This is a genomic window from Herbaspirillum frisingense, assembly GCF_047325095.1.
Classification (GTDB): domain Bacteria; phylum Pseudomonadota; class Gammaproteobacteria; order Burkholderiales; family Burkholderiaceae_D; genus Herbaspirillum; species Herbaspirillum frisingense.
This window is the reverse complement of sequence record NZ_CP168558.1, coordinates 2,481,605-2,505,976: the sequence shown is the minus strand read 5'-3', so window position 1 is coordinate 2,505,976 and position 24,372 is coordinate 2,481,605. Positions and strand designations below refer to the sequence as shown.

Sequence of the window (24,372 nt, the reverse complement as noted above, 5' to 3'; positions counted from 1 at the left end):
TCCAGACAATAACAACAAGACCAACCCGATGATGATCAAGCGCATTCACTGCAGCCTGGTGACCCGTCTCACCCTGTTCGGACTCTTGCTGATTCTGGTGAGTGCGGTCTTGCGCTACAACATCCTGATCGGCTTCCTCGAAAAGGAGCAGGCCCAGGTCGCCGCCGACCAGCAAAGCACCATTGCCAGCTACCTGGCGCAGGACATCGGTTATCGCGTGCAGGAACGTGCCAGCTATCTGGAACGCCTGGCCAGCCACTTTCCCAGCGCACTGTTGGGCGACCGCGCCGCCATGCGCAGCTGGCTGCAGGATCACCAGCAACTGCTTCCGCTGTTCGCACAGGGCCTGTTCGTGGCCGACGGCAATGGCACCATCGTGGTCGACTACCCGACCCTGGATGGCCGGCGCGCGCTATCCCTGACCAACTACCCCGATTACGAGCGCGTGCTGCAGGGTGCGACCGTTCTGTGTCCGCCCCTGAACAGCCCTGCCAGCGGCAAACCCATCATCGCCATTCTCACGCCGCTGCGCGAGGCCAGCGGCCGCATCGTGGGCGTGCTGGGCGGTAGCAGCGAACTCAATGCACCGGGCTTCCTGGACCATCTGCAACAGGCACGGCTGGGACCGACCGGCAGTTTCCTGCTGGTGTCGCCGCAGCAGAGGATGATCATCGCCTCCAGCGACGAGGCCCTGGTATTGACTCAGCTGCCGTCGGCCGGCCGGGACGAATTGATGGACCAGGCCCTGGCGGGCTACCGGGGCAATGGCGTGGGCATCGCGGCCAATGGTGTCAACGAGATCAAGGCCTTTGCCTCGGTGCCGGGCACGCCCTGGCTGGTGGCGGTGACCATGCCGCTGGCCGCAGCCTTGCCCACGGTAGAGCGCACCCGCGCCCTGATTGCACGCGGTGGCGTGATACAGGGGGTCATGGTCGTGTTGCTGCTGGTGCTGGCTTACCTGTGGTTCTTCCGCCCGCTGCGACGGGCCGCCGCCCTGGCCGATCGCATGACGCGCGGCGAGCTGCCACTGTCGCCGCTGCCGGTCGAACGGCGCGATGAGGTAGGCCACCTGACCATGGCCTTCAACGGCCTGCTCTCGCGGCTCAAGCTGCACCAGGCCGAACTGCAGCATCAGGCCCACCACGATGTACTCACTGGCTTGCCCAACCGCATGATGCTGGCCGAGCGCATGGAAGCCGCGCTCACCCATGCCTGCCGCGAACGCAACGGCGTGGCCCTGCTGTTCCTGGATCTGGACGGCTTCAAACCGATCAACGACACCCTCGGCCACAAGGCCGGCGACCTGGTGCTGCAGGAGGTCACCCGGCGCCTGCACCAGGTGGCAAGGCACGGCGATACGCTGGCGCGGGTGGGGGGCGATGAATTCGTGCTGCTGATCACCGATCTCGGCGAGCCGTATGAACATGGCGCGCAGGTGCTGGCCGAAAAGTGCATCAAGGCAGTCTCCGAACCGCTGCACCTGGCGCAGGGCGAGTACCGGCTCGGCGTATCGGTAGGGATCGCGGTCTGCGACGGCAGTTGCGACGCCGACAGCCTGCTGCAGGCCGCCGACAAGGCCATGTATGCCGCCAAGGGCAATGGGCGCGGCTGCTACGTGATCGCGCCGGCGCGCGCGATCGGCCCGGAGACGGACCTCAGCGCACCGGGAGGAACTGCAGGAACGACCCGCCCAGCAGGTTCTGCACATAGCTGATGCCGGCCCGGCGGTAACGCTCGGTGCTGAATTCGGCCATCAGGTCCAGGCGCCCGACGATCTTGCCGAACTCCCGCTCGAAACTGAGGTTGCGCACTTCCCCGCCGATTTCGTCGGAGAGCAGCAACGGCGCACCGCTAGCGTTGCGCCGGCTGGCCAGCACCCAGGCGGCGATTTCGACGTTGCGGGCGGCGTTGTAGAGATGCTGGGCATCCAGCCCGTCGACCAGGAAGAACTCGATCTTGTTGCCATGGGCGACGATGATCATGTCAGCGGTGGCATCGATGAAGGCCGCCACCCTATCCCCCTTGAAGTCCGGCGCCAAGGCCAGCGTCATGGCAGCGATGTCGCGCTTGCCCTGCAGTTCCGGCCAGGGCTGGCGCTGTTCGATGGCGTCGCGCACCTTCTTTTCGGCCTCTTCCCGGGTGGCCGCGGTCTTCTTCCATTCGGCCGGATTGCGCCGATACAGCTTGGACATCAGCAGATACAGGCTATCCAGATTGGCGCGCATGGCCAGGGTGGCCACGCGATTGCTGTCGGACTGGCCCATCTCGCGCGAGCTGGCCTCGGCCCCCTTGACCTGGCCGTGCGGCGCGGGAGAGCTGGCGCAGGCCGCCAGCAAGGCGGCACAGGGAAGCAGCAGGGGAAGCAGCGTTGTTCTTGTCATCGGCGGGCAGGACGAAACGAGCTGGTAGGACCGATCCTAGCAGATTGCGTTCCGTGCCGGCCCGCCGCGACGGCGGACCCCGCCTCAGCTCCTGGCCGAGTACGGCAGACCGGTCAAGTAACCGACAGTGGCGCCGAAGCGGTCCTTGTAGTTGGCCCGCACCAGCGCATCGAGCTTGTCCTTGACCTTGTCGTGCAAGCCCTTCTCCCAGTCACCGGCGTGCTGGAAGTTGCTCATGACATAGGTCCAGCCATTGATTTCATCGACCGCATGCAGGCCGGTCGATTCGGCCCCAGCCGGGCAGGACAACACGCGGGTGAGCGCCTTGGTATCGACGTTGTAGGCCCACAGGAAGTTGTTGACGTGCATGCCGCTGTCTTCGCCGATGAAGAGCGTGCGCAGCTTCTCGGAGAACTTGATGTTGTCCGGATTGGCGATGTGTTCCTGATCGGCCAGGTTGCCCAGGGCATCCGGGGTCTTCAGGTCCACGCCCACCAGCGCCGCCGGCGGGGCCATGTCGATGGCCACCCATTCGCTGTCGATCACATTGCCGCCGGCATCGCGCTGGCCGCCGCGCAGGTTCAGCGCATACACGGCGCCGGCCTTGGGGCCTTCGACCTTGATGTGGCCGGAGCCATTGAGCATCGAGGTCTGGACATAGGACATGGCCGAATAGGCGATCTTGTCGCGGGCATTGACGGTGGTGCCTTCCATCTTGGTGAACCCCAGGCTGCCACCGGCCAGGGCGGCGTAGCGGTGGGTTTCCAGGAAGGCGGCAGCCTTCTGCATGCCCGGCTTGACGCGCACCCAGTTGAACTTGCCGTTGAAGGGAATCCTGGAGAAGGAGCCATCAGCCGGATCGGTGGTGCGGATATCCATGATGTCGGAAGCCTTGTAGCGCTCCGCCATGGCCTTGACTTCGGCGCTGGTGGCGCTGCCCAGGCGTACCCAGGACAGCTTGCCGGCACCCGGACCGACACCCGAGACCTGCTCCCAGCGCGCCACATAGAGCGTACCGGAGGACAGGTCGGCGGCGCGATCGGCGATGAACATGAACAGACCGCCATTGGTGGCATCGTCGCCCATCAGGACGGTGCGCTGGTCCGGCATGACCTGCACCAGTTCGTGCGAGATGCGCCCCAGGCAGTAGTGTTTCTTGATGGAACCGGTGCCGTCGGGGTTGACCGTCACTTCCGGCAGATGGCCGTAGTGGTAGGGATTGGCGCGGTTTTCATCACCGTACAGATTCTTGCTGAAGGCCTTGAATTGCGGGTTGGAGGCAATGGCCGATGCGTCCGGTTCATATTCTTCCGACGACAGGTGCGTATTCCAGGGCGACAGGCTGGCGCCGCAGGTGATCCACAGGCCATTGACCTGGGAGGTGTCGACGTTGTGGTATTGCACCAGCGACAGCTTGCCCGAGGACGGGTCCTGGTCCAGCGTGAGCACGGCGATGGGCGAAGGCAACTGGCCATACATGGCAGCCTGCTTCTGGTCGCGGGTGGTGTATTCGAATTGCACCACGGCAAACACCGCATTGCCCTTCACGCCAGGCACCTTGGCACCCTGCACGGTCAGCAGCGACGAGCCGTCCGGGCAGTCCGAGAAGAACTGGCGCTCACGGCCCGCCACCGAGCGGTCGATGATGGGCTGGTTGTTGATGTCCAGATAACCGCCGGCCAGGATGCTGCCGCCACGGCCGTCCGGCACCATGTCGCCGGTCATGAAGAAGGGCTGGTAGGCCAGCTTGTAGCTTTGCTTGCTGCCATCGGCGAAGCTGACTTCCAGGGCCGAACCGACGGTGGTGGAAGCCATGGCGGCCGGATTGTCCAGGGTGGGTGCCGGCATGCCGGTAAAACGCGCCGAGGCGAAGGGCTTGCCGGCACCGGGCGTGGCGCAGGCCGCCAGCAGGGCCGAGGCCGACAGGCCACCGGCCAGCGGCAGCAGCGGCGCGGCTGTCATGGCCTTCAACAGGCTGCGGCGACCGGCTTGCGGCTGGTCGACGGTGGAAGGGAGGGACGTGGCGGCAGGCTGTCTCATCGAAGATTCTCCGGTAGGGGCTGGCAGGTATCGGGCAGCGCCGTGCGCCACCGTCAGGTTTTTGTCAGTAAAACAAGCGCGCCGATGGTAGCGAGCGAAAATGACAGGCGCGTGACGGGGATGAAACTCGCTTGCTCCTCTTGTATAATGTGAGGTTTGATCGCAAAAGAACCCATCATGGAAGCAGAACGCCTCAATTCCCTCCAATCCCTGCTCGACGACCTGGCCACCCGCGCCACCGAGCTACGGAGGTATCTTTGACTTCGATGTGAAGTCGGAGAAACTCGAGCAAGTCAACGCCGAACTGGAAGACCCCAACGTCTGGAACGACCAGAAGCGGGCCCAGGACCTCGGCAAGGAAAAGAAATCGCTGGAAGCGATCGTCCACACTCTCATCAAGATCGACAGCGAGTTGAACGATGCCCGCGACCTCTTCGAGATGGCGCGCGAGGAAAAGGACGAGGACACCATCGTCGCCATCGAGGCCGATGCCGAGAACCTGAAGAAGCTGGTGGAAGAGATGGAATTCCGCCGCATGTTCAGCGGCCCCATGGACGCCAACAACTGCTTCATCGACATCCAGGCCGGCGCCGGCGGTACCGAAGCCCAGGACTGGGCCTCCATGCTGTTGCGCCAGTATCTGCGCTATTGCGAGCGCAAGGGCTTCAAGGCCGAGATCATGGAACAGTCCGACGGTGAAGTGGCCGGCATCAAGACCGCCACCATCAAGGTCGAGGGCGACTATGCCTATGGCTTCCTGCGTACCGAGACCGGCGTGCACCGCCTGGTGCGCAAGTCGCCGTTCGACTCGTCCAATGGCCGCCACACCTCGTTCTCCAGCCTCTTCGTCTACCCTGAGGTGGATGAATCCTTCGAGATCGAGATCAACCCGGCCGACGTGCGCGTCGATACCTACCGCGCCTCCGGCGCCGGTGGTCAGCACATCAACAAGACCGACTCCGCCGTGCGCCTGACGCACGCCCCGTCGGGCATCGTCGTGCAATGCCAGAACGACCGCAGCCAGCACCGCAACCGTGCCGAAGCCTGGGACATGCTGCGCGCCAAGCTGTTCGAACTGGAACTGCGCAAGCGCATGAGCGAGCAGCAGAAGCTGGAAGACTCCAAGACCGACGTCGGGTGGGGCCACCAGATCCGTTCCTATGTGCTGGACCAGTCCCGCATCAAGGACCTGCGCACCAACTTCGAAACCGGCAACACCAAGGCCGTGCTAGATGGCGACATCGACGACTTCATCGCAGCCTCGCTGAAACAGGGCGTCTGATCCACGCCGGCCGCGCAGTCCTTGCGCGGCCGGTTGCTGACTGACCTACCGTTCAAACCTCAAGAATTCCAACCATGACCACGCAAAACACCCCCGCCGCCCAGCCGGCAGCCGACGAGAACAGCATCATCGCCGAGCGCCGCGCCAAGCTGGCCGCCATCCGCGAGCAGGGTATCGCCTTCCCCAACGATTTCCGCCCGGCCAACAATGCCGCGGACCTGCACGCGCAATACGACGGCTTCGAGAACGAAGCGCTGGAAGCCGAACCGGTGACCGTCACCGTGGCCGGCCGCATGATGTTGAAGCGGGTCATGGGCAAGGCGGCCTTCGCCACCCTGCAGGATGCCTCTGGCCTGCGCGCCGATGGCCGCATCCAGCTCTACGTGACCCGTGACGTCACCGGCGAAGAAGCCATGTCCGCCTTCAAGCACTACGACCTGGGCGACATCCTGGGTGCCGAAGGCACGCTGTTCAAGACCAAGACCGGTGAACTGTCGGTGAAGGTGACCAAGTTGAAGCTGATCACCAAGTCGCTGCGCCCGCTGCCCGACAAGTTCCACGGCTTGGCCGACCAGGAAATGAAGTACCGCCAGCGCTACGTCGACCTGATCATGAGCGAGGAGACCCGCCGTACCTTCAAGGCCCGTACTGCCGCGATGTCGTCGATCCGCCGCTTCATGGAAACCAACGGTTTCATGGAAGTGGAAACTCCGATGCTGCACCCGATCCCGGGCGGCGCCGCGGCCAAGCCCTTCATCACCCACCACAACGCGCTGGACATGCAGATGTTCATGCGCATCGCCCCCGAGCTGTACTTGAAGCGCCTGGTGGTGGGCGGTTTCGAGCGCGTCTTCGAGATCAACCGCAACTTCCGCAATGAAGGCGTCTCGCCGCGTCACAACCCTGAATTCACGATGATGGAGTTCTACGCCGCCTACGTGGATTACCAGTGGCTGATGGGCTTCACCGAACAGGTGATCCGCCAGGCCGCCATCGATGCCCACGGCACCGCCGTGCTGACCTACCAGGGCCGCGAGCTGGACCTGTCCAAGCCCTTCGACCGCCTGACCATCACCGGCGCCATCCTCAAGTACGCCCCCAACTACACCGCCGAGCAACTGGCCGACATCGAGTTCCTGCGCACCGAACTGAAGAAGTTCGGCGTCAAGACCGACCAGGCCCCGCTGGCCGGCGCCGGCATCGGCGCTCTGCAACTGGCGCTGTTCGAAGAGACCGCCGAGTCGCAGCTGTGGAACCCGACCTACATCATCGACTACCCGGTCGAAGTCTCGCCGCTGGCGCGCGCATCGGACACGGTGGCCGGCATTACCGAGCGCTTCGAACTGTTCATCACCGGCCGTGAAATTGCGAACGGTTTTTCCGAGTTGAACGACGCCGAAGACCAGGCCGCCCGCTTCCAGGCCCAGGTGGCCGCCAAGGATGCCGGCGACGAGGAAGCCATGTACTACGACGCCGACTACATCCGCGCCCTGGAATACGGCATGCCCCCGGCCGGTGGCTGCGGCATCGGCATTGACCGTCTGATGATGCTGATCACAGATTCGCCCAATATCCGTGACGTGATCCTGTTCCCGCACCTGCGTCGCGAAGACTGATCGCCGAGGATTGAAGCCTGTAGGCTGACAGCCCCGCATTGACGTCCAGGGGACGGCGACATCGCCGTCCCCTTTCCATTTCTGCCTCACAGGCATCCTGCCCGCCTGCTGCTGCCGCACTCCCCTGGCTTGCTCCCCTCCCCGCGCCCATCTTCCCTTTCCGCTGCGCTCCTGCGTGGCGCAAAGACTGTTGTCATCCCGCAAACCCGCCTCCCGGGCCGTTTTTGCCACATTACAAGTTTTTACAACTGACACAGAATCGGGATTTTTTTTGGCCGATGACCACTCCATAATACAGTCATCCAATCTTCAACGACAACAGAACAACTAGAGAGGTCATCATGGAAACCAACAACACACAACCCCTGAATACCGGCAACAACGCCGTCGCCAAGACATCCTCCGGCCGCCTGCATCCGCTGATGGCTGGCGCCGCCGTGGCCGTGATCCTGGTCAGCCTCATCGGCGTGGCCGCCATGACCGGCCTGCTGCCCAACTCCAAGAGCGAGAATTCCCCGCAGCAACTGGCGGCGCTGGATCAGAATGCGCAAGCCCCCGGCGCACCCGCCAATGCCCTGACCGCACAGCAGCAAGCCCAGCGCGCCCCGTCCTATCAACCGCAGCAATCGGCCTATCCGACCCAGGCTGCAGCGCCCGCAGTACAGCGCGCCCCGGCGATCTGCAATAGCTGCGGTGAAGTGGTCGGCGTGCGCGCCGTGCGCCATGCCGCCCCCACCAGCGGCGTCGGCATCGCCGGTGGTGCCGTGGTCGGCGGCCTGCTGGGTAATCAGATCGGCGGCGGTACTGGTCGTACCCTGGCCACCATCGCCGGCGCGGTCGGCGGTGGCTATGCCGGCAATGAAGTGGAAAAGAACGTGCGCGCCACCACCAGCTATGTGGTCGACGTGCGCATGGAAAACGGCAAGACCCGCAGCTTCCCCCAGAGCAATGAAAACTGGCGCGTCGGCGACCAGGTACGCGTGGTCAACGGCCATCTGGAAGGTCGCGGCTGATCCGACTCCCCTGATCACTCCGTCTCATCAGCCAGCCCTTCGCACTCCGGTGCGAGGGGCTTTTTCTTGTCGGTCAAAAACCTGCACCTTCGTACATTTGCCAACTATTGTTGCCCATTGGAAAATAATAGTAAACCAAAAGGCAAGTGTTGTGCACCAACAGCAGTGTTATGACGTTAACGTGTCATGATTCGGAAATATTCCTGCCGGTTGGCAAGACCTGCCTCCCCTCAGCCGGCACAGTAAGAATGTTCTTGATAAACGCTGGAAACATTTGGCGCCGGCAGTTAGACTTCCGCAAAAACTTACCGCCAGGATGGCAGCGGAATTGGTACTCGGGAAACAGAACGCGACAAGCGTCGGCCCGCTTACTCGTATTGAACGGGGGGCGAACGATTCGCCAAGACGCGCCAGACCGGCGCGAATGCGTTTGAAGATTTATGGACTCACAGTCATCCACCGACAGCAGCACGCTGGTCTCCGAGGCCCGCAACGATGACCGCCACGGCGGTCCCCACAAGGATCATGCGGTCATCCTGCTGCATGGCCTGTGCGGTTCCCAGCTCGAAATGGGCTCGATCCCCAAGCAGCTCAAGAAAGCCGGCTGCACCGTCATCCCGCTGACCATCGACAACTACTCCGCCGCGCTGACCAATCCGCGCGTCTCACCCGACTGGGAAGCCTGGTGCGCCGTGGTCGAAAGCCGCGTGGCCCGGCTCAAGGAAGAATTCAGGACGGTCTCGCTGTGCGGCCTTTCCATGGGCGCCACGCTAGCCCTGGCGGTGGCCGCCCGCAGCAAGGACCTGCTTTCCGTGGTGCTGCTCTCGCCGGTGCTGCAATACGACGGCTGGTCGGTGCCCTGGTACTGGAAACTGTTGACCGTGGTCTATGAGATGGGCTTTCGCAACTGGTCCTACAAGGAAAGCGAACCCTACGGCATCAAGAACTACGAAATGCGCCGCCGCGTCGCCGCTGCCCTGGAAAAGGATGGCGTGGCCGCCGTCGGCGCCGCCTCCATCCCGGCCCGCCACCTGCGCGCCGCGCTGCGCATGATCGCCTTCGTACGCAAATCGCTGCCGCTGGTGCGTACCGACACCCTGATCATCCATTCCATCGACGACGAAACCGCTTCCCCGCGCAATGCCGAGGTGATCCTGCAACACATCAATGCCGAGGTCCGCAAGGTGATCTGGCTGGGCGATTGCTATCACATTATCACCGTGGACAATGAGCGCGAAATCGTTACCAACGAGACCGTGATGTTCATCAAGCGCAGCATCGAGATCCACGGCAACGAGCTGAGCCGCAAGTACCTGGGTCATTCCTCGCCGCTCAAGGATCGCCGTCACTAGGGCCTGCTGCGCCGATACAACAGGGCCGACCTTGCCTTGAAAAAACGAGCCTGGTCAGCCTTTTGAAAGACTGGATTCTTAACATGAGCATATTGCGCGACCGCGCAATGTAAACGAAGATGGACACGACGCACCACCCTGCCAAAGCCCTCATGAGCCTGATCAAATTGAAGAACGCCAAGAGCTGGCGTCCGCAAGGCTTCCGCCCGCTGTATGTCAGCGCGTTCGGATTCGTTGCGGCCTTCGGCTTGCGCTATGCACTGGCGCCCTTTGTGGACGAGGCGCTGTCGATGGTGTTCTTCGCCGTCAACTGCATCGTCATGAGCTACCTGTTCGGCTGTGTGTATTCGCTGGGGTTGCTGGCCATCAGCATCCCCACGGCCATGTTCTTCTTCCGCAAGCCCTTCTATACGATGGATGGCCTCAACGACAAGGACGTCTTCATGATCCTGGTCTACACCATCATCGTGGTGACCGCCTCGGTGATCATCGAATGGCTGCAGCGCGAGCGTTATGCGGCCGTGCTGCAACGGCGCGTGTCGGAAACCCGCTACCGCCTGCTGATCGAGTCCGACCAGGCGCGCCGTGCCGAATACAGTCGCCAGTTCGAGAGCAGCGCCAGCGAACAGGCCTGAGTGACAGCTCCATCGACCTGATCATCCAGGCCTGATCAACCTTCAGGCCAGTCCTCCCGCACAGGCCTCGCGCATCCAGGCTATCCAGGCAAGCCGGCATCAGGAAGCCCCTGATACCCACGGTCGCCGGCCCCTCCTAAGATGAGCCCATACCAGCACATCTCGCCAAGGAGGCCGCCATGTCCCTGACCCATCACCTGCCCCGCATCCTCGTCATCGATGCCGACCTCGATGCCATCGAAATGGCCCGCTTCACGCTCTGGCACAACCAGCTGCCCTGCCAGTTCGAATGGTTCGACGATGCCGAACTGGCCAATGCCTCCCTGCTTACGCAAGCCCTGTGCCGCGCCCGCGACCTGCCTACGCTGATCCTGCTGGACCCGCGCAGCTTCCCCGGCACCGAAGGCTACGAGCTGCTGCGCACGCTGTGCGTCTACCAGACGCTGGCGCACATCCCCCTGGTCTTGTTTACCGCTGCGCCCCTGTCCAGCGATTTCGCCCGCGAACAGGACAGCCGCATCTGGTACGCCGCCAAGCCGCAACGTGCCAACGATTACATGGAACTGGTCACCCAGTGCGTGCAGCAACGTCTGCATCAGCCAGAACCCTTCTGATCACCTATCCCTTGCCGGCGCGGCGCAACACCTGCGCCAGACGCCGGATCAGCGGCGCAAACTGCTCAGAAGAAGTATTGCCATACCCGATCACCAGCCCATTGCTGGCAGCCTGGCGCGGCTGTGCCGAAAACGAAGACAAGGCCCCCACATTCATCCCCGCCGCCCGCGCCGCCGTGCTGACGACGGTATCCTGCCAGTCCAGCGGTAGGCGCACCGTCAGGTGCAGACCGCTATCGCCTCCCCATACCTCATATCCGGGCAGATGTGCCTGCAAGGCCTCGCGCAGCGCCTGCTGGCGTTCGCGATAGAGCCGCCGCATGCGGCCCAGATGACGCGCGAACTGGCCGCCGGCCATGAATTCGGCCAACGCCAGCTGCTCCAGCCGATGCCCACCGCGCAGCAACTCCGCCAGTGCCGGCCAGGCCCCCGCACCCGCCGATTGCGGCAGCACCAGGAAACCGATGCGCAGCCCCGGGAACAAGGTCTTGCTGAAGGTGCCCACATACAACACGGGGGCATCCGGCACCAGCCCCTGCATGGCCGGCACCGGGTGGCCGCGGTGCCGGAACTCGCTGTCGTAGTCGTCCTCGATGATCCAGGCCCCGCACTCGCGCGCCCGGGCGATCAGTTCCAGCCGGCGCTGCAAGGACAGCACCGCGCCGGTCGGATATTGATGGGATGGCGTCACATGCACCAATCGCGGCGGGCTGCGCCAGGCGCGCGCAGGAATGACGATGCCCTCGCCATCGACCGGCATCGACCGGATCTTCAGGTCGCCGGCATGGAAGGCAGCGCGTACGCCGCCATAGCCCGGGTCTTCCAGCCAGGCGCGCTCGCCGGGGTTGGCGAACAAGCGCACACACAAGGACAAGGCCCCCTGCGCGCCCTCGGTCAGCACCACCTGGGCCGCCTCGCAGCGCACACCCCGCGCCACCCGCAGATATTGCGCAATGGCCTCGCGCAGGGCCGGCTCGCCCAGCGGATCGCCATACGCCAGCGCCATCGGCCCGGCCCGCTTCAGGGCCCGCTCCTGGGCGCGCAGCCAGGCATTGAGCGGAAAACGGTTCAGCGCCGGCATACCCGGCGTGAGCGGCAGGGTCCGGTCCCCGGCGTCGCGCGTGGGCGTCATGGTCGACACGCGGTGCGACTGGCGTGTGCTGTCCGGGCGAGATGGCTGGACGAACCGGGTCGCCGCCCCCGCCAGCGCGGCTACACGGGTCCCCTGGCGATCGGCGCGGGCATAGCCTTCGGCCACCAGTTGTTCATACACCGCCAGCACGGTATTGCGCGCCACCTGCAACTCCGCGCACAGGCTGCGGGTGGCAGGCAGGCGACTGCCCGGCGGCAGTTGTCCATCGAGGATGGCGCGCTTGAAGCGGGCCAGCAGCTGCTGCTGGCGTGAGCCCGCGGCAGCATCCGAATCCAATGGCGTGCTCAGCAGGGAAACGGAAGATGTCGTCACAGTCATTGCAGTCATCACGGCCAGGTTTCCTGGCCCCATCAAATGTGTGGTCTTTGGCACTTCTGATGATGCCACGAAAGCGCTATCTTGGAGCTTCTCTCGCCCACCTGGATGCCAACGTGAACCACTCCACCGCCACCCGCCGCAACGAATACCAGCAGGACATCGGCCCCGCCCTGCCCGACTGGCAGGCGCGTCCTCGGCCGTCCGTACAGACCCTGCAGGGACGCTACTGCCGGCTGGAGCGTATCGATGTCGCCCGCCACGGGGCAGCACTGTATGCCGCCTTCGCCGAGGCCACCGATGGCCGCGACTGGACCTACATGATGAGCGGCCCCTTCCCGGATGAGGCCAGCTACCTGCACCAGGCCGAACTGATGCAGGCCAGCCAGGACCCGCTGCATTACGTAGTGATCGACCAGGCCACTGGACGGGCCCTGGGCAGCATGGCGCTGATGCGCATCGAACCGGCACACGGCGTGATCGAAGTCGGCCACATCGCCTTCTCGCCGCGGCTCAAGCGCAGCCGCGTGGCCACCGAGGCGCATTACCAGCTGATGCGCCATGTCTTCGAAGATCTCGGTTATCGCCGCTACGAATGGAAGTGCGACAGCCTCAATGGGCCTTCGCGCCGGGCGGCGCAGCGGCTGGGCTTCTGCTTCGAGGGCATCTTCCGGCAAGCGGTGGTGTATCGCGGGCGCAGTCGCGATACCGCATGGTTCTCCATCATCGACGGCCAGTGGCCGCAGCTGCACCAGGCTTTCCACTGCTGGCTGCAGCCCGACAATTTCGATAGCGAGGGCCGGCAACGGCAGGCATTGTCGACACTGACTGCACCAACTACACCGACCACACCCACCGCCCCCTCGGGGGACTGACACCACCCATCAGGAGCGCGCACTGAGCTGCTTGAGCTCCCACAGCGCCTCCAGTACGTGGCGCGTAGCTGGTTCCGGCGGGCCGGCGCGATGGGCGATGCCCAAGGGCCGCCATAGCGCCGGGCGCAGCGGGCGCATCACGATGCGCGGGTCCGGCGGCACAGCACGGCCCTGGGCACCGGCTTCGTGCGGCAGCAGGGTGGCGCCATAACCGGCCGCCACCAGGCTCTTGATGGCATCGTTGAAATTGAGTTCGATGCGCGGCAAAGGATGCTCCCCGCCGCTGGCGAACCATTCCGTGGTCAGGCGCGAGAGCCGCGTCTCGGGCGCATTCAGGATCAGCGGCTGCGCCGCCAGCCAGGACGGCGTCACCACCCTTGGCACCTGCCACGCCGCTGGCAGGAAGGCCATCACCGGGTCGCGCCGCCAGGGCTTGACCGTCAGGCCGCCCACCGGGGCCTGCGGCAGGGCCACCAGGCCGATGTCCAGCGTCCCTTCCACCAGTTGCGCCAGCGTCTCCTGCGAGGTCAGGATGCGCACCTGCACATCGATGCCCGGATGCTGCTGCCCCAGACGTTCCAGCACCTGCGGCAACAGATAGGCAATGGCGCCGGTGGAGGCTCCCAGACGCACCCGTCCGGCCAGGCCCTGCACTTGCCGCTGCACTTCTTCCAGCGCCTGATCGGCCGCCGCCAGCAACTGCCGCGCCCGCGCCACCAGCGTGGCGCCGATGCCCGATGGCCGCACCTGGCTGCGCTGGCGCAGCAGCAGGGGCGCGCCGATGCGCGCTTCCAGTTCGCTGATGTGCAGGCTCACCGTGGGCGGTGCCAGGTTCAGGGTGCGCGCCGCAGCGGCGAAGGAACCCAGGTCGGCGATGGCGACCAGGGTACGCAGGCGATCCAGGTTGAGTTCACGCATGAAATGGCTCCGGCATCAGCAACGACAGTGGAAACAGCAACAGGAACGAATACCGCACCTTCAGTAAAACTGAACGATCTCTTTGTGATATTCAACTTTTCCAATTATACGTTTTGTCGCACCATGCAAGGCATCGGCATTCCCGCGCCATGCCAGGGCCAGGGCGAAGTCCCTCGCCACCGCTTCCATCCGGGCGCGCCCACTGCTTGCAGCTGACCGGAGTACACCATGAGCAACCCTCCTCTGATCTTCATCGACGGCGACCAAGGCACCACCGGTCTCCTGATCCACGAACGCCTGCGCGACCGCAAGGACCTGCGCATCTTGACCCTGCCGGCAGCCGAGCGCAAGGATGCGCAGCGGCGCGCCGAAGCCATCAACAGCGCCGACATCGCCCTGCTGTGCCTGCCCGACGCTGCGGCCCGCGAAGCCGTGGCGCTGATCGAGAACCCTCGCGTGCGCGTCATCGATGCCAGCTCGGCCCATCGCACCAGCCCGGGCTGGGTCTATGGCTTCCCCGAGATGACACCGGAACAGCCCCAGGCCATTGCCAACGCCCACCGCATCAGCAACCCCGGTTGCTATCCGACCGGCGCCATCGCGCTGCTGCGCCCGCTGGTACAAGCCGGACTGGTACCGGCCGACTACCCGCTGAGCATCCACGCCGTCTCCGGTTACTCCGGTGGCGGTCGGCCACAGGTAGAGCAATACGAAGGACCGGAAGCCGCCAGCGCCGCGCCCTTCGTGCTGTACGGCCTGGGCCTGCAGCACAAGCATCCACCGGAAATGCAGCTGCACGCCGGATTGACGCAACGGCCGATCTTCCTGCCCGCCTATGGCGCCTTCCGCCAGGGCATCGTGCTCTCCATCGCCCTGCAGACGCGCCTGCTGCCGGCCGGTGCCAGCCTGGAGTCGCTGCGCGCCGTACTGCAGCGCCACTACGCCGGGACGCGCCACGTCAAGGTACTGGATGCCGAACAGAGCGCCGCCACGGCCCAGCTTGATCCGACCCGCCACAACGGCAGCAATGACATGACCCTGGGCGTATTCGGCAACCCGGCCGAAGGCCACATCCTGCTGTGCGCGGTCTTCGACAACCTGGGCAAGGGTGCATCGGGCGCCGCCGTACAGAACCTGGACCTGCTGCTGGCAGCCGCCTGACTCGCGTATTGATGCGGCGTGCAGTCCCGACCAACAAGGCCGGAGGCGGGACGCAATTCCCCACGAGCGCCCTACCCTCGCCGCATCACTCGTAAAACGGTTTAAAGGCCTGCTCTGCTGCACGGCAGGAATGGTCAGGCTGTGGCATCATTCGTGACTTGATTCGCCACCACAAACTGCAGGCGTCGGCTCCCCCTTGATTCGGCTGCCGCCCCGCTTCAAAGCAAGATGTCCACCACTCTAGGCGCAATAGCGTGCAAGTATCTCGACGCCACCATCAAGCTGACCCCGGTATTACGTACTGACGGCAAGTGGACGGCGTTCGTCCATATCGACTTCCCGGATCGCACCACCCACGAATTCGGCGACTTCAAGCCAGGCAACTCCAAGATGGAAGCCTTGCAGAATGCCGTCACGGCTGCCGAGAACTACGTCGTCAATCGCAAGAAGAAATAGACTGGCCGGAATCACCGTCCCCCAAGCAAAACGGCCTGCATTGCTGCAGGCCGCCCGGTGCGCAGGTCCGTCCCGAACGGGATGGGGCAATGCAATCAGTTCATCTTGACGCCGGCAGCTTCGCTTTCCTTGTAGATCGCATCAATCAGGTCCTGCCCCACCCGTGAGGCCATGCTCTTGTGCACCGGCAGCAGTGCGCGGCGCCACTCGGCCTTCTCCTGTTCGGAAAGGGTGTAGACCTTGGTCTTGCCGCTGGCCTTGATGGCGGCCAGGGCATCGTCATTTTCCTTCTGGGCGATGGTATTGGCGTAGACCGTGGCTTCCTTCATGGCCCCTTCGAGCTGGCCGCGCACATCGGCCGGCAAGGCCTCCCAGAACTTCTTGTTGACGATCACGGCGTAACCGATATATCCATGATCGGACACGGTCAGGTTGGACTGCACCTCATGCATCTTCTGCGTGTAGACATTGGAGGGCGTGTTCTCGCTGCCATCCACCACCCCGGTCTGCATGGCCTGGTACACCTCGGAAAACGCCAGCACCTGCGGATTGGCCTTCAATGCCCGGAACTGCTCGTCCAACACCTTGGAGGACTGGATGCGCATCTTCAGCGCCCGGAAGTCCGCCACCTTGTGCAGCGGCCGGTTGGCCGTCATCACCTTCATGCCGTTATCCCAGTAGGCCAGGCCCTTGATACCCTTGCCTTCCAGCTTCTGGAACAGGCCCTGCCCGATCGGCCCCTCGGTCACGCGCTTCAACACTTCCTTGTTGGGAAAGATATAGGGCAGGTCGAACACCTCGAACTCCTTGGCCCCCAGCGGCCCGAACTTGGCCAGGGACGGCGCCAGCATCTGCACCGAACCCAGCTGCAGCGCCTCCAGCTCTTCCTTGTCCTTGTAGAGGGTGCTGTTGGGATAGACCTCGACCTTGACACGGCCGTTGGTCGCCTTCTCCGCCAGTTCCTTGAAGCGTTCCGCGCCCTTGCCCTTGGGCGTGTCGTTGGCCACCACGTGACTGAACTTGATGACGATGGGCTGTTGCGCCAGTGCTGCCGTGGTCGACAGGCTCAGCGTGGCGAAGGCGCAGGCGGTCAGTGCCGCCCGCATTGTGATGATGGTCATGCGTGTCTCCTCCGGGTGAAGCCGGGGGCCGATGACCTCGGCCCCCGGCGTTAAAAGACGATCAGGTCGCGCAGCCCCTCCCCGCTATGCAGGCGGTCGAAACCGCGGTTGATGTCGGCCAGCGCCAGGCGCTCGCCCATGAGCTTGTCCACCGGCAGGCGGCCGGCCTGGTACAGGCCGATGTAGCGCGGGATATCGCGCACCGGCACGCAGGAGCCGATATAGCTGCCCTTGACGGTGCGTTCCTCGGCCACCAGGCTGACCTGCTGCAGCGCCCAGTTCTGGTTCGGTGCAGGCAGGCCGGCCGTGACCGTCATGCCGCCACGGCGGGTCATGCGGTAGGCCGCTTCCATGGCCTGCACCGAGCCGGCCATCTCGAAGGCGTAATCGACGCCGCCCTTGGTGAGTTCCTTGACCTTAGCCACCGCATCCGGGTCACGGGCATTCACGGTGGCCGTGGCGCCCAGCGCACGCGCCACTTCCAGCTTGCTGTCGTGCAGGTCCACCGCGATCACCTCGCGTGCGCCTGAGGCCAGCGCGCCCAGCATCGCGCACAAGCCCACGCCGCCCAGCCCCAGCACCGCCGCCGTAGTACCGGCCTTGACCTCGGCGGTATTGACCGCTGCGCCCACGCCGGTCAGCACCGCGCACCCGAACAGGGCCGCCTCGACCGGATCGATATCAGCCTCGATCTTCACGCAGGAGCGGCGCGAGACCACCGCATGATCGGCAAAGGCCGACACCCCGAGGTGGTGATGCACCGCCTGGGCCTTGTCACGCAGACGGCGCTGGCCCGACAGCAGCTCACCCAGGGTATTGGTGGCGGCGCCCGGCTCGCACAGCGCCGGCCGCCCTTCCATGCAGGGCAGGCAGTGGCCGCAACTGGGCACGAAGACCAGCACCACCAGATCACCGGTACGCAGGTCGGTCACGCCACTGCCTACCTCCACCACTTCCGCCGAAGCCTCGTGGCCCAGCGCCATGGGCACCGGACGCGGACGCACACCGGTGATCACCGACAGGTCCGAATGGCACAGGCCGGCGGCCTTCATCTTCACCAGCACCTCGCCGGGGCCGGGCGGGTCAAGATCGAGTTCTTCGATCTTCAGCGGCTGGCTCACGGCAAACGGATGCGCATCGGTCATCTCGCGCAATACGGCGGCCTGGATTTTCATGTGGTCGTCTCCCTCTGGTTGGAAAACGTCTAGGTTACACGAGCCGCAGTGCCTCAATCGGACAACAGGCCGGCCTGGTGCAGGAATTTCTCGGCCTGCAGGATCACCGGCTTGTCGATCATCTTGCCTTCAAGCGAAATGGCACCACCATCGCTGGCGCGCACCGCCGCCATCACGGCCCCCGCCCAGGCCAGCTCCTGCTCGCTGGGCATGAAGCCACGCCGCACACCTTCTACCTGGCGCGGATGGATGCACAGCTTGGCGCCAAAACCCAGCCGGCGCGCGCGCTGCACCATGCGTGCCAGAAAGGCGTCGTCATTGAAATCGGTGGTCACGCCATCGATGGGCGGGGCAATGCCCCCCAGGCGCGAGGCCATCACCATCTCGATGCGGAAGTGCGTCAACTCCTCCTCTTCTGGACCGCACTGCATGCCCAGATCGACCTGCGCATCGATGGAGCCGAAGGCCAACCGCTGCACGCCCGGCACCGCCGCAATCTCGCGCATGGCCGCCAGACCGGCGGCACTCTCGATGAGCGCGATCAGGCCGCGCCCGGGACCCAGCCGACGGGCAATCGCCGACAGGCTCTTGGGATCTTCCGCCTTGGGCAATACGATGCCGGCCATGGACAGTCCCGAAAACGTCATCAGGTCCTCGCCATGCCAGACCGTATCGGCGGCATTGATGCGCACCCACAGGCGTGGCTGCGGCCCCTGTTCGCGCAGCCAGCGCGCCAGGGTCTCGCGGGCCTGCTCCTTCTGCGGCAGGGCCACGGCATCTTCCAGGTCGACGATGACGGCATCGGCACCACTGGCCAGGGCCTTGGCATAGCGCTCCGGGCGATTGGCCGGCACGAACAGAAAACTGCTGGCCGTGGCAATCTGCGGCGCCATCACACGGCTCCCCGTTCGCGCAGCGTGGCGATGGCCGCCGCGTCATAACCCAAGCCACCGAGAATGGCGTCGGTATGCTCCCCCAGTGCCGGGACGGGGTCCATGCGGTAGTCATAGCTATCGTTGGCGCCTGGCGGCAGCAGCGCGGCCACCTTGCCAGCCGGGGTATCGACCTCGGCCCAGCGCTGGCGCGCCGCCAGTTGCGGGTGCTGCCACAGGTCGTCCATGCCATTGACGCGGGCATTGGCGATCTGCGCCCGGTCCAGCCGCGCCACCACCTGCTCGGCGGTCATGCCGGCGAACATGTCCAGGATCAGCTGACGCAGCACATCGCGATGTTCGTGGCGGCGCGAGTTGCTGGAGAAGCGCGCATCGCCGGCCAGCGCAGCATCCTCCAGCACCACCTCGCAGAAGACCTTCCATTCGCGCTCGTTCTGCAGACCCAGCATCACGGTCTTGCCATCGCCCGCCGCAAAGGGGCCATAGGGATAGATGGTGGCGTGCTCGGCGCCGGAGCGCTGCGGCGCCCCCGCACCCTGATAGGCATAGTAGAGCGGAAAACTCATCCACTCGGTCAGTGCCTCCAGCATGGACAGGTCGATGTGACTGCCGCGTCCATCGCGCCCACGCTTGATCAGCGCGGCCAGGATGTTGGAATAGGCATACATGCCGGCGGCGATGTCGGCAATCGAGCAACCGGCCTTGACCACCTCATCACGAGTCCCCGTCACCGAGAGAAAACCGGCCTCGCTCTGGATCAGCAGGTCATAGGCCTTCTTGTCGCGATAGGGGCCATCCTCGCCGTAACCGGAAATATCGCAGACGATCAGGCGCGGATGTTTCTCCTGCAGCACCGCGGCCGACAGGCCCAGCCCGGCCGCCGCACCCGGCGCCAGGTTTTGCACCAGCACGTCGGCCTCCTGCAGCAACTGGTCGATGATGCGCTTGCCCTCTTCGTCCTTGAGATTCAAGCTGAGGCTTTCCTTGGAACGATTGGTCCAGACGAAGTGCGACGACAGACCATGCACGCGGGTGTCGTACCCCCGCGCAAAATCGCCCACCCCGGGCCGTTCGATCTTGATCACCCGGGCCCCCAGGTCGGCCAGCTGGCGCGTGCAGAACGGCGCGGCAATGGCATGCTCCAGGCTGACCACGGTAATACCCTCCAGCGGGCGGTTGGCTTGTGACATGGCGCTTCCTCGGTCGATGGGCAAGTGCAGAAAAACAGGTTCAGAACGAGCGCGGCAAGCCCAGGATGTGCTCGGCCACGTAGGAGAAGATCAGGTTGGTCGAGATCGGCGCCACCTGGTACAGGCGCGTTTCGCGGAACTTGCGCTCGACATCGTATTCGCAGGCGAAGCCAAAGCCACCGTGGGTCTGCAGGCAGACATTGGCCGCCTCCCACGAGGCCTTGGCCGCCAGGTACTTGGCCATGTTGGCCTGGGCACCGCAGGCCTGGCGCGCATCGAACAGCTCACAGGCCTTGTAGCGCATCAGGTTGGCGGCCTCGATCTCGATGTAGGCATCGGCAATGGGGAACTGCACGCCCTGGTTCTTGCCGATCGGACGGTCGAACACCACACGCTCATTGGCGTATTGCGTGGCCTTGTCGATGAACCAGTAGCCATCGCCGATGCATTCGGCCGCGATCAGGGTGCGCTCGGCATTGAGGCCGTCGAGGATGTACTTGAAGCCCATCCCTTCCTCGCCGATCAGGTTCTCGGCCGGGATTTCCAGGTTGTCGAAGAAGAGTTCATTGGTCTCGTGGTTGACCATGTTGAGGATGGGCCGCACTTCCATGCCATGGCCGATGGCCTCCTTGAGATCGACGATGAAGATGGACATGCCCTCGGACTTCTTCTTCACCTGGTCCAGCGGCGTGGTTCGCGCCAGCAGGATCATCAGGTCCGAATGCTGGATGCGCGAGATCCACACCTTCTGCCCGTTGACCACGTAGCGGTCGCCCTTCTTCACCGCCACCGTCTTGATGCGCGTGGTATCGGTGCCGGTGGTGGGCTCGGTCACACCCATGGACTGCAGGCGCAATTCGCCGGTGGCGATCCGGGGCAGGTAGAGCTGCTTCTGCGCCTCGGAGCCATGCCGCAAGAGCGTGCCCATGTTGTACATCTGACCGTGGCAAGCACCGGAATTGCCACCGGTGCGGTTGATCTCTTCCATGATGACCGAGGCCTCGGTCAGGCCCAGGCCGGAACCGCCATACTCCTGCGGGATCAGCGCGGCCATCCAGCCGGCGCGGGTCAGGGCATCGACGAACTGCTCGGGATAGCCGCGCGCTTCATCGACCTTGCGCCAGTATTCCGCGGGGAAGGTATTGCACAGATCGCGCACGGCATCGCGCAGATCGCCATAAGCGTCATTGGGCGCCTGATAGGACATGGATGGGTCTCCGAAAAAAGTATCTGTCGTCAGGCCAGGATGGCCTCGGCCTGCATGGCCAGTTCACCGCGTTCGTTCTGTGCCCAGAGTTCGGCGCTGCGACCATCGGCGGCCAGCCGGCCGCACAGCGTGAAGGGCTCGGTATCGAACAGGCTGCCCACGGCGCGGAAATTGAACTCGCGCAATACCGCCTGCGGCATCTCACGCGCCAGCAGATCGGCCAGCAGCGTAGCGATCAGCGGCCCGTGCACGATCAGGCCCGGATAGCCCTCCACTCCGGTCACGTAACTGCGGTCATAGTGGATGCGATGACCGTTGAAGGTCAGCGCCGAATAGCGGAACAGCAGTACCGGATCGGGCAGCACCCGGCGACGCCATTGCGCCCCCTCCGGCGCGCTCTTGGGAACCACGGCCACCGCGCCCGGCTGGGGCAGATCACGATAGACGATGTCGTGTTCCTCGCTCAGGCAGAGCCGGCCTTCGTGGCTGATCTCGTGACGCACGGTCACGAAGGCCAGCGCGCCGGTGCGGCCCTGCTTGACATCGATGCTGGCAATGCGCGAGCGCTTCTGCGCCGTCACGCCGATAGGCAGTGGCGCCGCGAACTCCAGTCGCCCGCCGGCCCACATGCGGCGAGGCAAAGGCACAGGTGGCAGGAAGCCGCCCCGCTGCGGATGACCATCGGCGCCCACTTCGGACTGGCGGCAGATGCTCCAGAAATAGATCCAGTGCCATAGCGGCGGCAAGGCATCGCCGGCACGCGGCTGGCGCGGACCATCAAGGGTCGCCGCCAGGGCCGCAGCGCTCACCGGGTTGATGAGGTCTTGATGGGTTTCGGTCTTGTCCAGCCACTGCCGTAACAGGGTGAGATCGAGATCAGGGTGGGCCATGTCTCCTCGCGTGTTCTGCATTCGTGTTTTGCATTTATTGGCCGCAAGTCTGTCGTGCCAGGAAGACAAGAACAATCTCTCATTTTGGAAGGGGGGCTTTCGTAAAACTGAAGTCAGCGCTGCAGCCGGCACAGGACCGGACATGTGGCGGCGCAACAAGCAAAGCCCGCCAGCGTCACTGCAAATCGGCGTAACATGAAGACCGTTCACGTGCCACGCCTACGTGTGTGTAAGGGTGCGCCCTCCCCTCAATGACCGCCGGAAACTGCCATGCTTTTCGACCTGACCGACCTGCGCCTGTTCATCCTCATCGCCGAGCTCAATAGCCTGACCCGTAGCGCCGAGCGCATGAACCTCTCGCTGGCCGCCACCAGCAACCGCATCAAGGAACTGGAGTCGCGCTTCGGCACCCGGCTGCTGTATCGCGAGAGCAAGGGCGTGCAACTCACGCCTGCCGGCCATACCCTGCTGCACCATGCGCAGCTGTTCATGCAGCAGGTCGAGCACCTCAAGAGCGACATGCAGCAGTACAACAACGGCATCAAGGGTTACATCCGCATCTTCGCCAACACCACCGCCGTGACCGAGTTCATGCCGGAGATCCTGGGCAAGTTCCTGGCCATCCATCCGCAGGTCAACGTGGCGCTGGAAGAACGACTGAACCACGACATCCTGCGTGGCATCCAGGAAGGCACGGCCGACATCGGCATCGTGGCCGGCCCGGTGCAGGGCGAGGGATTGCAGATACTGAATTTCTCCACCGACCGCCTGGTCCTGGCCACCGCCCTGGAGCACCCGCTGGCCGGCGCCGGCAGCCTCCCCTTCCTCGACACGCTGGAGTACGAACACATCGGCCTGCACGAAGGCAGCACCCTGCACCACTTCCTCAACAAGATCGTCTCCGAACATGGCCAGCGATTGAAGCTGCGCATCCAGGTACGCAGCTTCGAAGCCATGTGCCGCATGATAGAAACCAATGTCGGCATCGGCATCGTCCCGCGCTCGGCGGCACAACGGCATCAGCAGACCATGCAATTGGCGGTGGTGGAATTGAGCGATCCGTGGAGCGTGCGCGAGCGCAGCATGGTGTTCCAGAACATCGACACGCTCTCACCGCATGCGCGCAATCTGGTCGACTTCATCCGCGAGCAGATGAGCCAGGGCACGGACGACGACAAGGTCGTCCTCCTGAACACCGAAAAGGCCGAAAAGACCGAAAGTACCGAAAAGAAATCCGCCGCGCGCCAGAAGAAGACAGCCTGACCAGATCAGCCGGCGATCATCATCCACAACGACAGCAGCAGCAAGGCGCCGCAGAACAGGACGCGCAGGCGCCGCTCCGGCAGATGGTGCGCCAGCGCCACGCCCCAGGAAATACTGAGCACGCCGCCCAGCGCCATGGGGATGCCCACCGTCCAGTCCACATGACCGGCATGCGCATAGGTCCACAGCGCCACCAGGGTCCCGGGCGTGACCATGGCCAGCCCCAGCCCCTGCGCAGCAGTCTGCGTGGCCCCGAAGAAGGCCGTCAGCAGCGGCACCGCCACGATCGCCCCACCCACGCTGAAGAAGCCCGCCGACGCCCCCGCCGACAACCCCACCAGCGGAATATAGCGACGCCCCAGCCGCAGCGAAGTCTGCATCTCGCGCTTGCCGCGCAACAGCGTCCACAGGTAATACAGCGCCAGCAGCCCCATGAAGAGCGCAAAGCAGAAATGCAGCTTGCGCGCATCCATCACCGTAGCCAGCCGTGCCGAGAAATACGTCGCCACCACCGCCGGCCCGCACATCATCGCCGCCGCACTCCACTCGATCCGGTTGCGCTGCTTGTAGCGCCAGAAGGCGATGACCACGTTGGGCACGATCATCACCAGCGCCGTCCCCTGCGCCAGCTGCTGGTCCATCCCGTACAGATAACCCAGTACCGGAATGGCGATGAGCCCGCCACCGATCCCGAACAGACCGCCCATGGCACCCAGCACACCGCCGAGCAGAAAGTTGACTACGCACGAGAAAAACAAGGAAGCCGTCATCGGTGTAAAGTGATGCCTCTGCCGCCGGGCTGCAATCAGTAGCGAAAGCAGC

The 24,372-nt window shown here is 64.3% G+C and carries 22 protein-coding genes; 11 read left to right on the top strand and 11 right to left on the bottom strand.

Annotated elements, in window-relative coordinates:
* Nucleotides 1–28 precede the first annotated feature (28 nt).
* Entirely contained in the window at nucleotides 29–1,714 is a 1,686-nt protein-coding gene (locus ACEOAC_RS11630) for a diguanylate cyclase domain-containing protein (protein ID WP_413445202.1), read from the top strand.
* Here ACEOAC_RS11630 and ACEOAC_RS11625 read toward each other — a convergent pair.
* Together ACEOAC_RS11625 and ACEOAC_RS11620 are read right to left on the bottom strand one after the other, a co-directional pair.
* Nucleotides 1,656–2,381 carry a hypothetical protein gene (locus ACEOAC_RS11625; RefSeq protein ID WP_413445203.1) on the bottom strand — a complete coding sequence of 242 codons (726 nt, stop codon included), beginning with the start codon at nucleotides 2,379–2,381 and terminating at the stop codon, nucleotides 1,656–1,658. The two genes, ACEOAC_RS11630 and ACEOAC_RS11625, sit on opposite strands and share 59 nt — an antisense overlap.
* Before the next feature lie 84 nt (nucleotides 2,382–2,465).
* On the bottom strand, nucleotides 2,466–4,421 hold the full coding sequence (locus ACEOAC_RS11620) for a PhoX family protein (protein WP_413628856.1): 1,956 nt from the start codon (nucleotides 4,419–4,421) through the stop codon (nucleotides 2,466–2,468).
* 177 nt (nucleotides 4,422–4,598) lie between these two features.
* On the opposite strand from ACEOAC_RS11620, the gene prfB reads away from it, so the two are divergent.
* From prfB to ACEOAC_RS11590, 6 genes are all read left to right on the top strand, one after another.
* A protein-coding gene (gene prfB, locus ACEOAC_RS11615; protein WP_102662115.1) for a peptide chain release factor 2 occupies nucleotides 4,599–5,703 on the top strand; the annotation gives its coding sequence in 2 pieces (ribosomal slippage) (nucleotides 4,599–4,679 and nucleotides 4,681–5,703; 1,104 coding nt in all).
* Between the two features lie 74 nt (nucleotides 5,704–5,777).
* Nucleotides 5,778–7,319: a lysine--tRNA ligase gene (lysS, locus tag ACEOAC_RS11610; protein WP_006464026.1), complete on the top strand. Its 1,542-nt coding sequence runs from the start codon at nucleotides 5,778–5,780 to the stop codon at nucleotides 7,317–7,319.
* A 341-nt stretch (nucleotides 7,320–7,660) separates the two neighbouring features.
* On the top strand, nucleotides 7,661–8,332 hold the full coding sequence (locus ACEOAC_RS11605; protein ID WP_006464027.1) for a glycine zipper 2TM domain-containing protein: 672 nt from the start codon (nucleotides 7,661–7,663) through the stop codon (nucleotides 8,330–8,332).
* 440 nt (nucleotides 8,333–8,772) lie between these two features.
* On the top strand, nucleotides 8,773–9,684 hold the full coding sequence (locus ACEOAC_RS11600) for an alpha/beta hydrolase (protein ID WP_006464028.1): 912 nt from the start codon (nucleotides 8,773–8,775) through the stop codon (nucleotides 9,682–9,684).
* 152 nt (nucleotides 9,685–9,836) lie between these two features.
* Complete coding sequence (locus ACEOAC_RS11595; protein ID WP_241811690.1) at nucleotides 9,837–10,319, top strand: DUF4118 domain-containing protein; 483 nt, start codon at nucleotides 9,837–9,839, stop codon at nucleotides 10,317–10,319.
* A 179-nt stretch (nucleotides 10,320–10,498) separates the two neighbouring features.
* On the top strand, nucleotides 10,499–10,933 hold the full coding sequence (locus ACEOAC_RS11590; RefSeq protein ID WP_413445611.1) for a histidine kinase: 435 nt from the start codon (nucleotides 10,499–10,501) through the stop codon (nucleotides 10,931–10,933).
* 4 nt (nucleotides 10,934–10,937) lie between these two features.
* Here the strand turns inward: ACEOAC_RS11590 and ACEOAC_RS11585 are convergent, their stop codons facing one another.
* The gene (locus ACEOAC_RS11585) at nucleotides 10,938–12,413 is read right to left on the bottom strand and encodes a PLP-dependent aminotransferase family protein (protein WP_413628855.1); all 1,476 of its coding nucleotides are present in this window, start codon (nucleotides 12,411–12,413) and stop codon (nucleotides 10,938–10,940) included.
* 104 nt (nucleotides 12,414–12,517) lie between these two features.
* Here ACEOAC_RS11585 and ACEOAC_RS11580 point away from each other — a divergent pair, with 104 nt between their 5' ends.
* A complete protein-coding gene (locus ACEOAC_RS11580) occupies nucleotides 12,518–13,276 on the top strand; it encodes a GNAT family N-acetyltransferase (RefSeq protein WP_413445898.1) in 759 nt (252 codons plus the stop codon).
* Between the two features lie 9 nt (nucleotides 13,277–13,285).
* Here ACEOAC_RS11580 and ACEOAC_RS11575 read toward each other — a convergent pair whose 3' ends face one another.
* Nucleotides 13,286–14,194: a LysR family transcriptional regulator gene (locus tag ACEOAC_RS11575; RefSeq protein WP_006464033.1), complete on the bottom strand. Its 909-nt coding sequence runs from the start codon at nucleotides 14,192–14,194 to the stop codon at nucleotides 13,286–13,288.
* 228 nt (nucleotides 14,195–14,422) lie between these two features.
* Between ACEOAC_RS11575 and argC the strand changes: the two genes are divergently transcribed.
* Both argC and ACEOAC_RS11565 read left to right on the top strand, forming a co-directional pair.
* Nucleotides 14,423–15,355: an N-acetyl-gamma-glutamyl-phosphate reductase gene (gene argC, locus ACEOAC_RS11570; protein WP_413445583.1), complete on the top strand. Its 933-nt coding sequence runs from the start codon at nucleotides 14,423–14,425 to the stop codon at nucleotides 15,353–15,355.
* Nucleotides 15,356–15,583: 228 nt separating this feature from the next.
* Nucleotides 15,584–15,811 carry a hypothetical protein gene (locus tag ACEOAC_RS11565; protein WP_006464035.1) on the top strand — a complete coding sequence of 76 codons (228 nt, stop codon included), beginning with the start codon at nucleotides 15,584–15,586 and terminating at the stop codon, nucleotides 15,809–15,811.
* Between the two features lie 95 nt (nucleotides 15,812–15,906).
* On the opposite strand, the gene ACEOAC_RS11560 is transcribed toward ACEOAC_RS11565, so the two are convergent.
* From ACEOAC_RS11560 to ACEOAC_RS11535, 6 genes are read right to left on the bottom strand one after another with little or no spacing between them, the layout of a single operon-like run.
* Entirely contained in the window at nucleotides 15,907–16,932 is a 1,026-nt protein-coding gene (locus ACEOAC_RS11560) for a TRAP transporter substrate-binding protein (protein ID WP_006464036.1), read from the bottom strand.
* A gap of 50 nt (nucleotides 16,933–16,982) precedes the next feature.
* On the bottom strand, nucleotides 16,983–18,107 hold the full coding sequence (locus tag ACEOAC_RS11555; RefSeq protein ID WP_413628854.1) for a zinc-dependent alcohol dehydrogenase family protein: 1,125 nt from the start codon (nucleotides 18,105–18,107) through the stop codon (nucleotides 16,983–16,985).
* A gap of 53 nt (nucleotides 18,108–18,160) precedes the next feature.
* Nucleotides 18,161–19,000 (bottom strand): HpcH/HpaI aldolase/citrate lyase family protein, encoded by an 840-nt coding sequence (locus ACEOAC_RS11550; protein ID WP_413445227.1) that lies wholly within the window; start codon nucleotides 18,998–19,000, stop codon nucleotides 18,161–18,163.
* The gene (locus tag ACEOAC_RS11545) at nucleotides 19,000–20,190 is read right to left on the bottom strand and encodes a CaiB/BaiF CoA transferase family protein (RefSeq protein WP_413445228.1); all 1,191 of its coding nucleotides are present in this window, start codon (nucleotides 20,188–20,190) and stop codon (nucleotides 19,000–19,002) included. Before ACEOAC_RS11545 ends, ACEOAC_RS11550 begins: the two co-directional genes overlap by 1 nt.
* A gap of 40 nt (nucleotides 20,191–20,230) precedes the next feature.
* Nucleotides 20,231–21,397, bottom strand: a complete 1,167-nt coding sequence (locus ACEOAC_RS11540; RefSeq protein ID WP_241811697.1) for an acyl-CoA dehydrogenase family protein — start codon at nucleotides 21,395–21,397, stop codon at nucleotides 20,231–20,233.
* Nucleotides 21,398–21,426: 29 nt separating this feature from the next.
* Nucleotides 21,427–22,287, bottom strand: a complete 861-nt coding sequence (locus ACEOAC_RS11535; RefSeq protein ID WP_241811698.1) for a MaoC family dehydratase N-terminal domain-containing protein — start codon at nucleotides 22,285–22,287, stop codon at nucleotides 21,427–21,429.
* Between the two features lie 270 nt (nucleotides 22,288–22,557).
* Here ACEOAC_RS11535 and ACEOAC_RS11530 point away from each other — a divergent pair, with 270 nt between their 5' ends.
* Nucleotides 22,558–23,550, top strand: coding sequence for a LysR family transcriptional regulator (locus tag ACEOAC_RS11530; protein WP_241811699.1), 993 nt, complete (start codon nucleotides 22,558–22,560; stop codon nucleotides 23,548–23,550).
* Between the two features lie 5 nt (nucleotides 23,551–23,555).
* Here ACEOAC_RS11530 and ACEOAC_RS11525 read toward each other — a convergent pair whose 3' ends face one another.
* Nucleotides 23,556–24,320, bottom strand: a complete 765-nt coding sequence (locus ACEOAC_RS11525) for a sulfite exporter TauE/SafE family protein (protein WP_413628853.1) — start codon at nucleotides 24,318–24,320, stop codon at nucleotides 23,556–23,558.
* Between the last annotated feature and the right edge of the window lie 52 nt (nucleotides 24,321–24,372).

Excerpts from the sequence above, each read along its gene's own strand:
- ACEOAC_RS11525 (WP_413628853.1), bottom strand. The coding sequence starts at position 24,320 with ATGACGGCTTCCTTGTTTTTCTCGTGCGTAGTCAACTTTCTGCTCGGC.
- ACEOAC_RS11545 (WP_413445228.1), bottom strand. The coding sequence starts at position 20,190 with ATGTCACAAGCCAACCGCCCGCTGGAGGGTATTACCGTGGTCAGCCTG.
- ACEOAC_RS11595 (WP_241811690.1), top strand. The coding sequence starts at position 9,837 with ATGAGCCTGATCAAATTGAAGAACGCCAAGAGCTGGCGTCCGCAAGGC.
- ACEOAC_RS11565 (WP_006464035.1), top strand. The coding sequence starts at position 15,584 with ATGTCCACCACTCTAGGCGCAATAGCGTGCAAGTATCTCGACGCCACC.
- ACEOAC_RS11620 (WP_413628856.1), bottom strand. The coding sequence starts at position 4,421 with ATGAGACAGCCTGCCGCCACGTCCCTCCCTTCCACCGTCGACCAGCCG.
- ACEOAC_RS11630 (WP_413445202.1), top strand. The coding sequence starts at position 29 with ATGATGATCAAGCGCATTCACTGCAGCCTGGTGACCCGTCTCACCCTG.
- ACEOAC_RS11590 (WP_413445611.1), top strand. The coding sequence starts at position 10,499 with ATGTCCCTGACCCATCACCTGCCCCGCATCCTCGTCATCGATGCCGAC.
- lysS (WP_006464026.1), top strand. The coding sequence starts at position 5,778 with ATGACCACGCAAAACACCCCCGCCGCCCAGCCGGCAGCCGACGAGAAC.
- ACEOAC_RS11555 (WP_413628854.1), bottom strand. The coding sequence starts at position 18,107 with ATGAAAATCCAGGCCGCCGTATTGCGCGAGATGACCGATGCGCATCCG.
- ACEOAC_RS11535 (WP_241811698.1), bottom strand. The coding sequence starts at position 22,287 with ATGGCCCACCCTGATCTCGATCTCACCCTGTTACGGCAGTGGCTGGAC.
- ACEOAC_RS11605 (WP_006464027.1), top strand. The coding sequence starts at position 7,661 with ATGGAAACCAACAACACACAACCCCTGAATACCGGCAACAACGCCGTC.
- ACEOAC_RS11575 (WP_006464033.1), bottom strand. The coding sequence starts at position 14,194 with ATGCGTGAACTCAACCTGGATCGCCTGCGTACCCTGGTCGCCATCGCC.
- ACEOAC_RS11530 (WP_241811699.1), top strand. The coding sequence starts at position 22,558 with ATGCTTTTCGACCTGACCGACCTGCGCCTGTTCATCCTCATCGCCGAG.
- ACEOAC_RS11540 (WP_241811697.1), bottom strand. The coding sequence starts at position 21,397 with ATGTCCTATCAGGCGCCCAATGACGCTTATGGCGATCTGCGCGATGCC.
- ACEOAC_RS11625 (WP_413445203.1), bottom strand. The coding sequence starts at position 2,381 with ATGACAAGAACAACGCTGCTTCCCCTGCTGCTTCCCTGTGCCGCCTTG.
- ACEOAC_RS11560 (WP_006464036.1), bottom strand. The coding sequence starts at position 16,932 with ATGACCATCATCACAATGCGGGCGGCACTGACCGCCTGCGCCTTCGCC.
- ACEOAC_RS11585 (WP_413628855.1), bottom strand. The coding sequence starts at position 12,413 with ATGACTGCAATGACTGTGACGACATCTTCCGTTTCCCTGCTGAGCACG.
- argC (WP_413445583.1), top strand. The coding sequence starts at position 14,423 with ATGAGCAACCCTCCTCTGATCTTCATCGACGGCGACCAAGGCACCACC.
- ACEOAC_RS11600 (WP_006464028.1), top strand. The coding sequence starts at position 8,773 with ATGGACTCACAGTCATCCACCGACAGCAGCACGCTGGTCTCCGAGGCC.
- ACEOAC_RS11550 (WP_413445227.1), bottom strand. The coding sequence starts at position 19,000 with ATGGCGCCGCAGATTGCCACGGCCAGCAGTTTTCTGTTCGTGCCGGCC.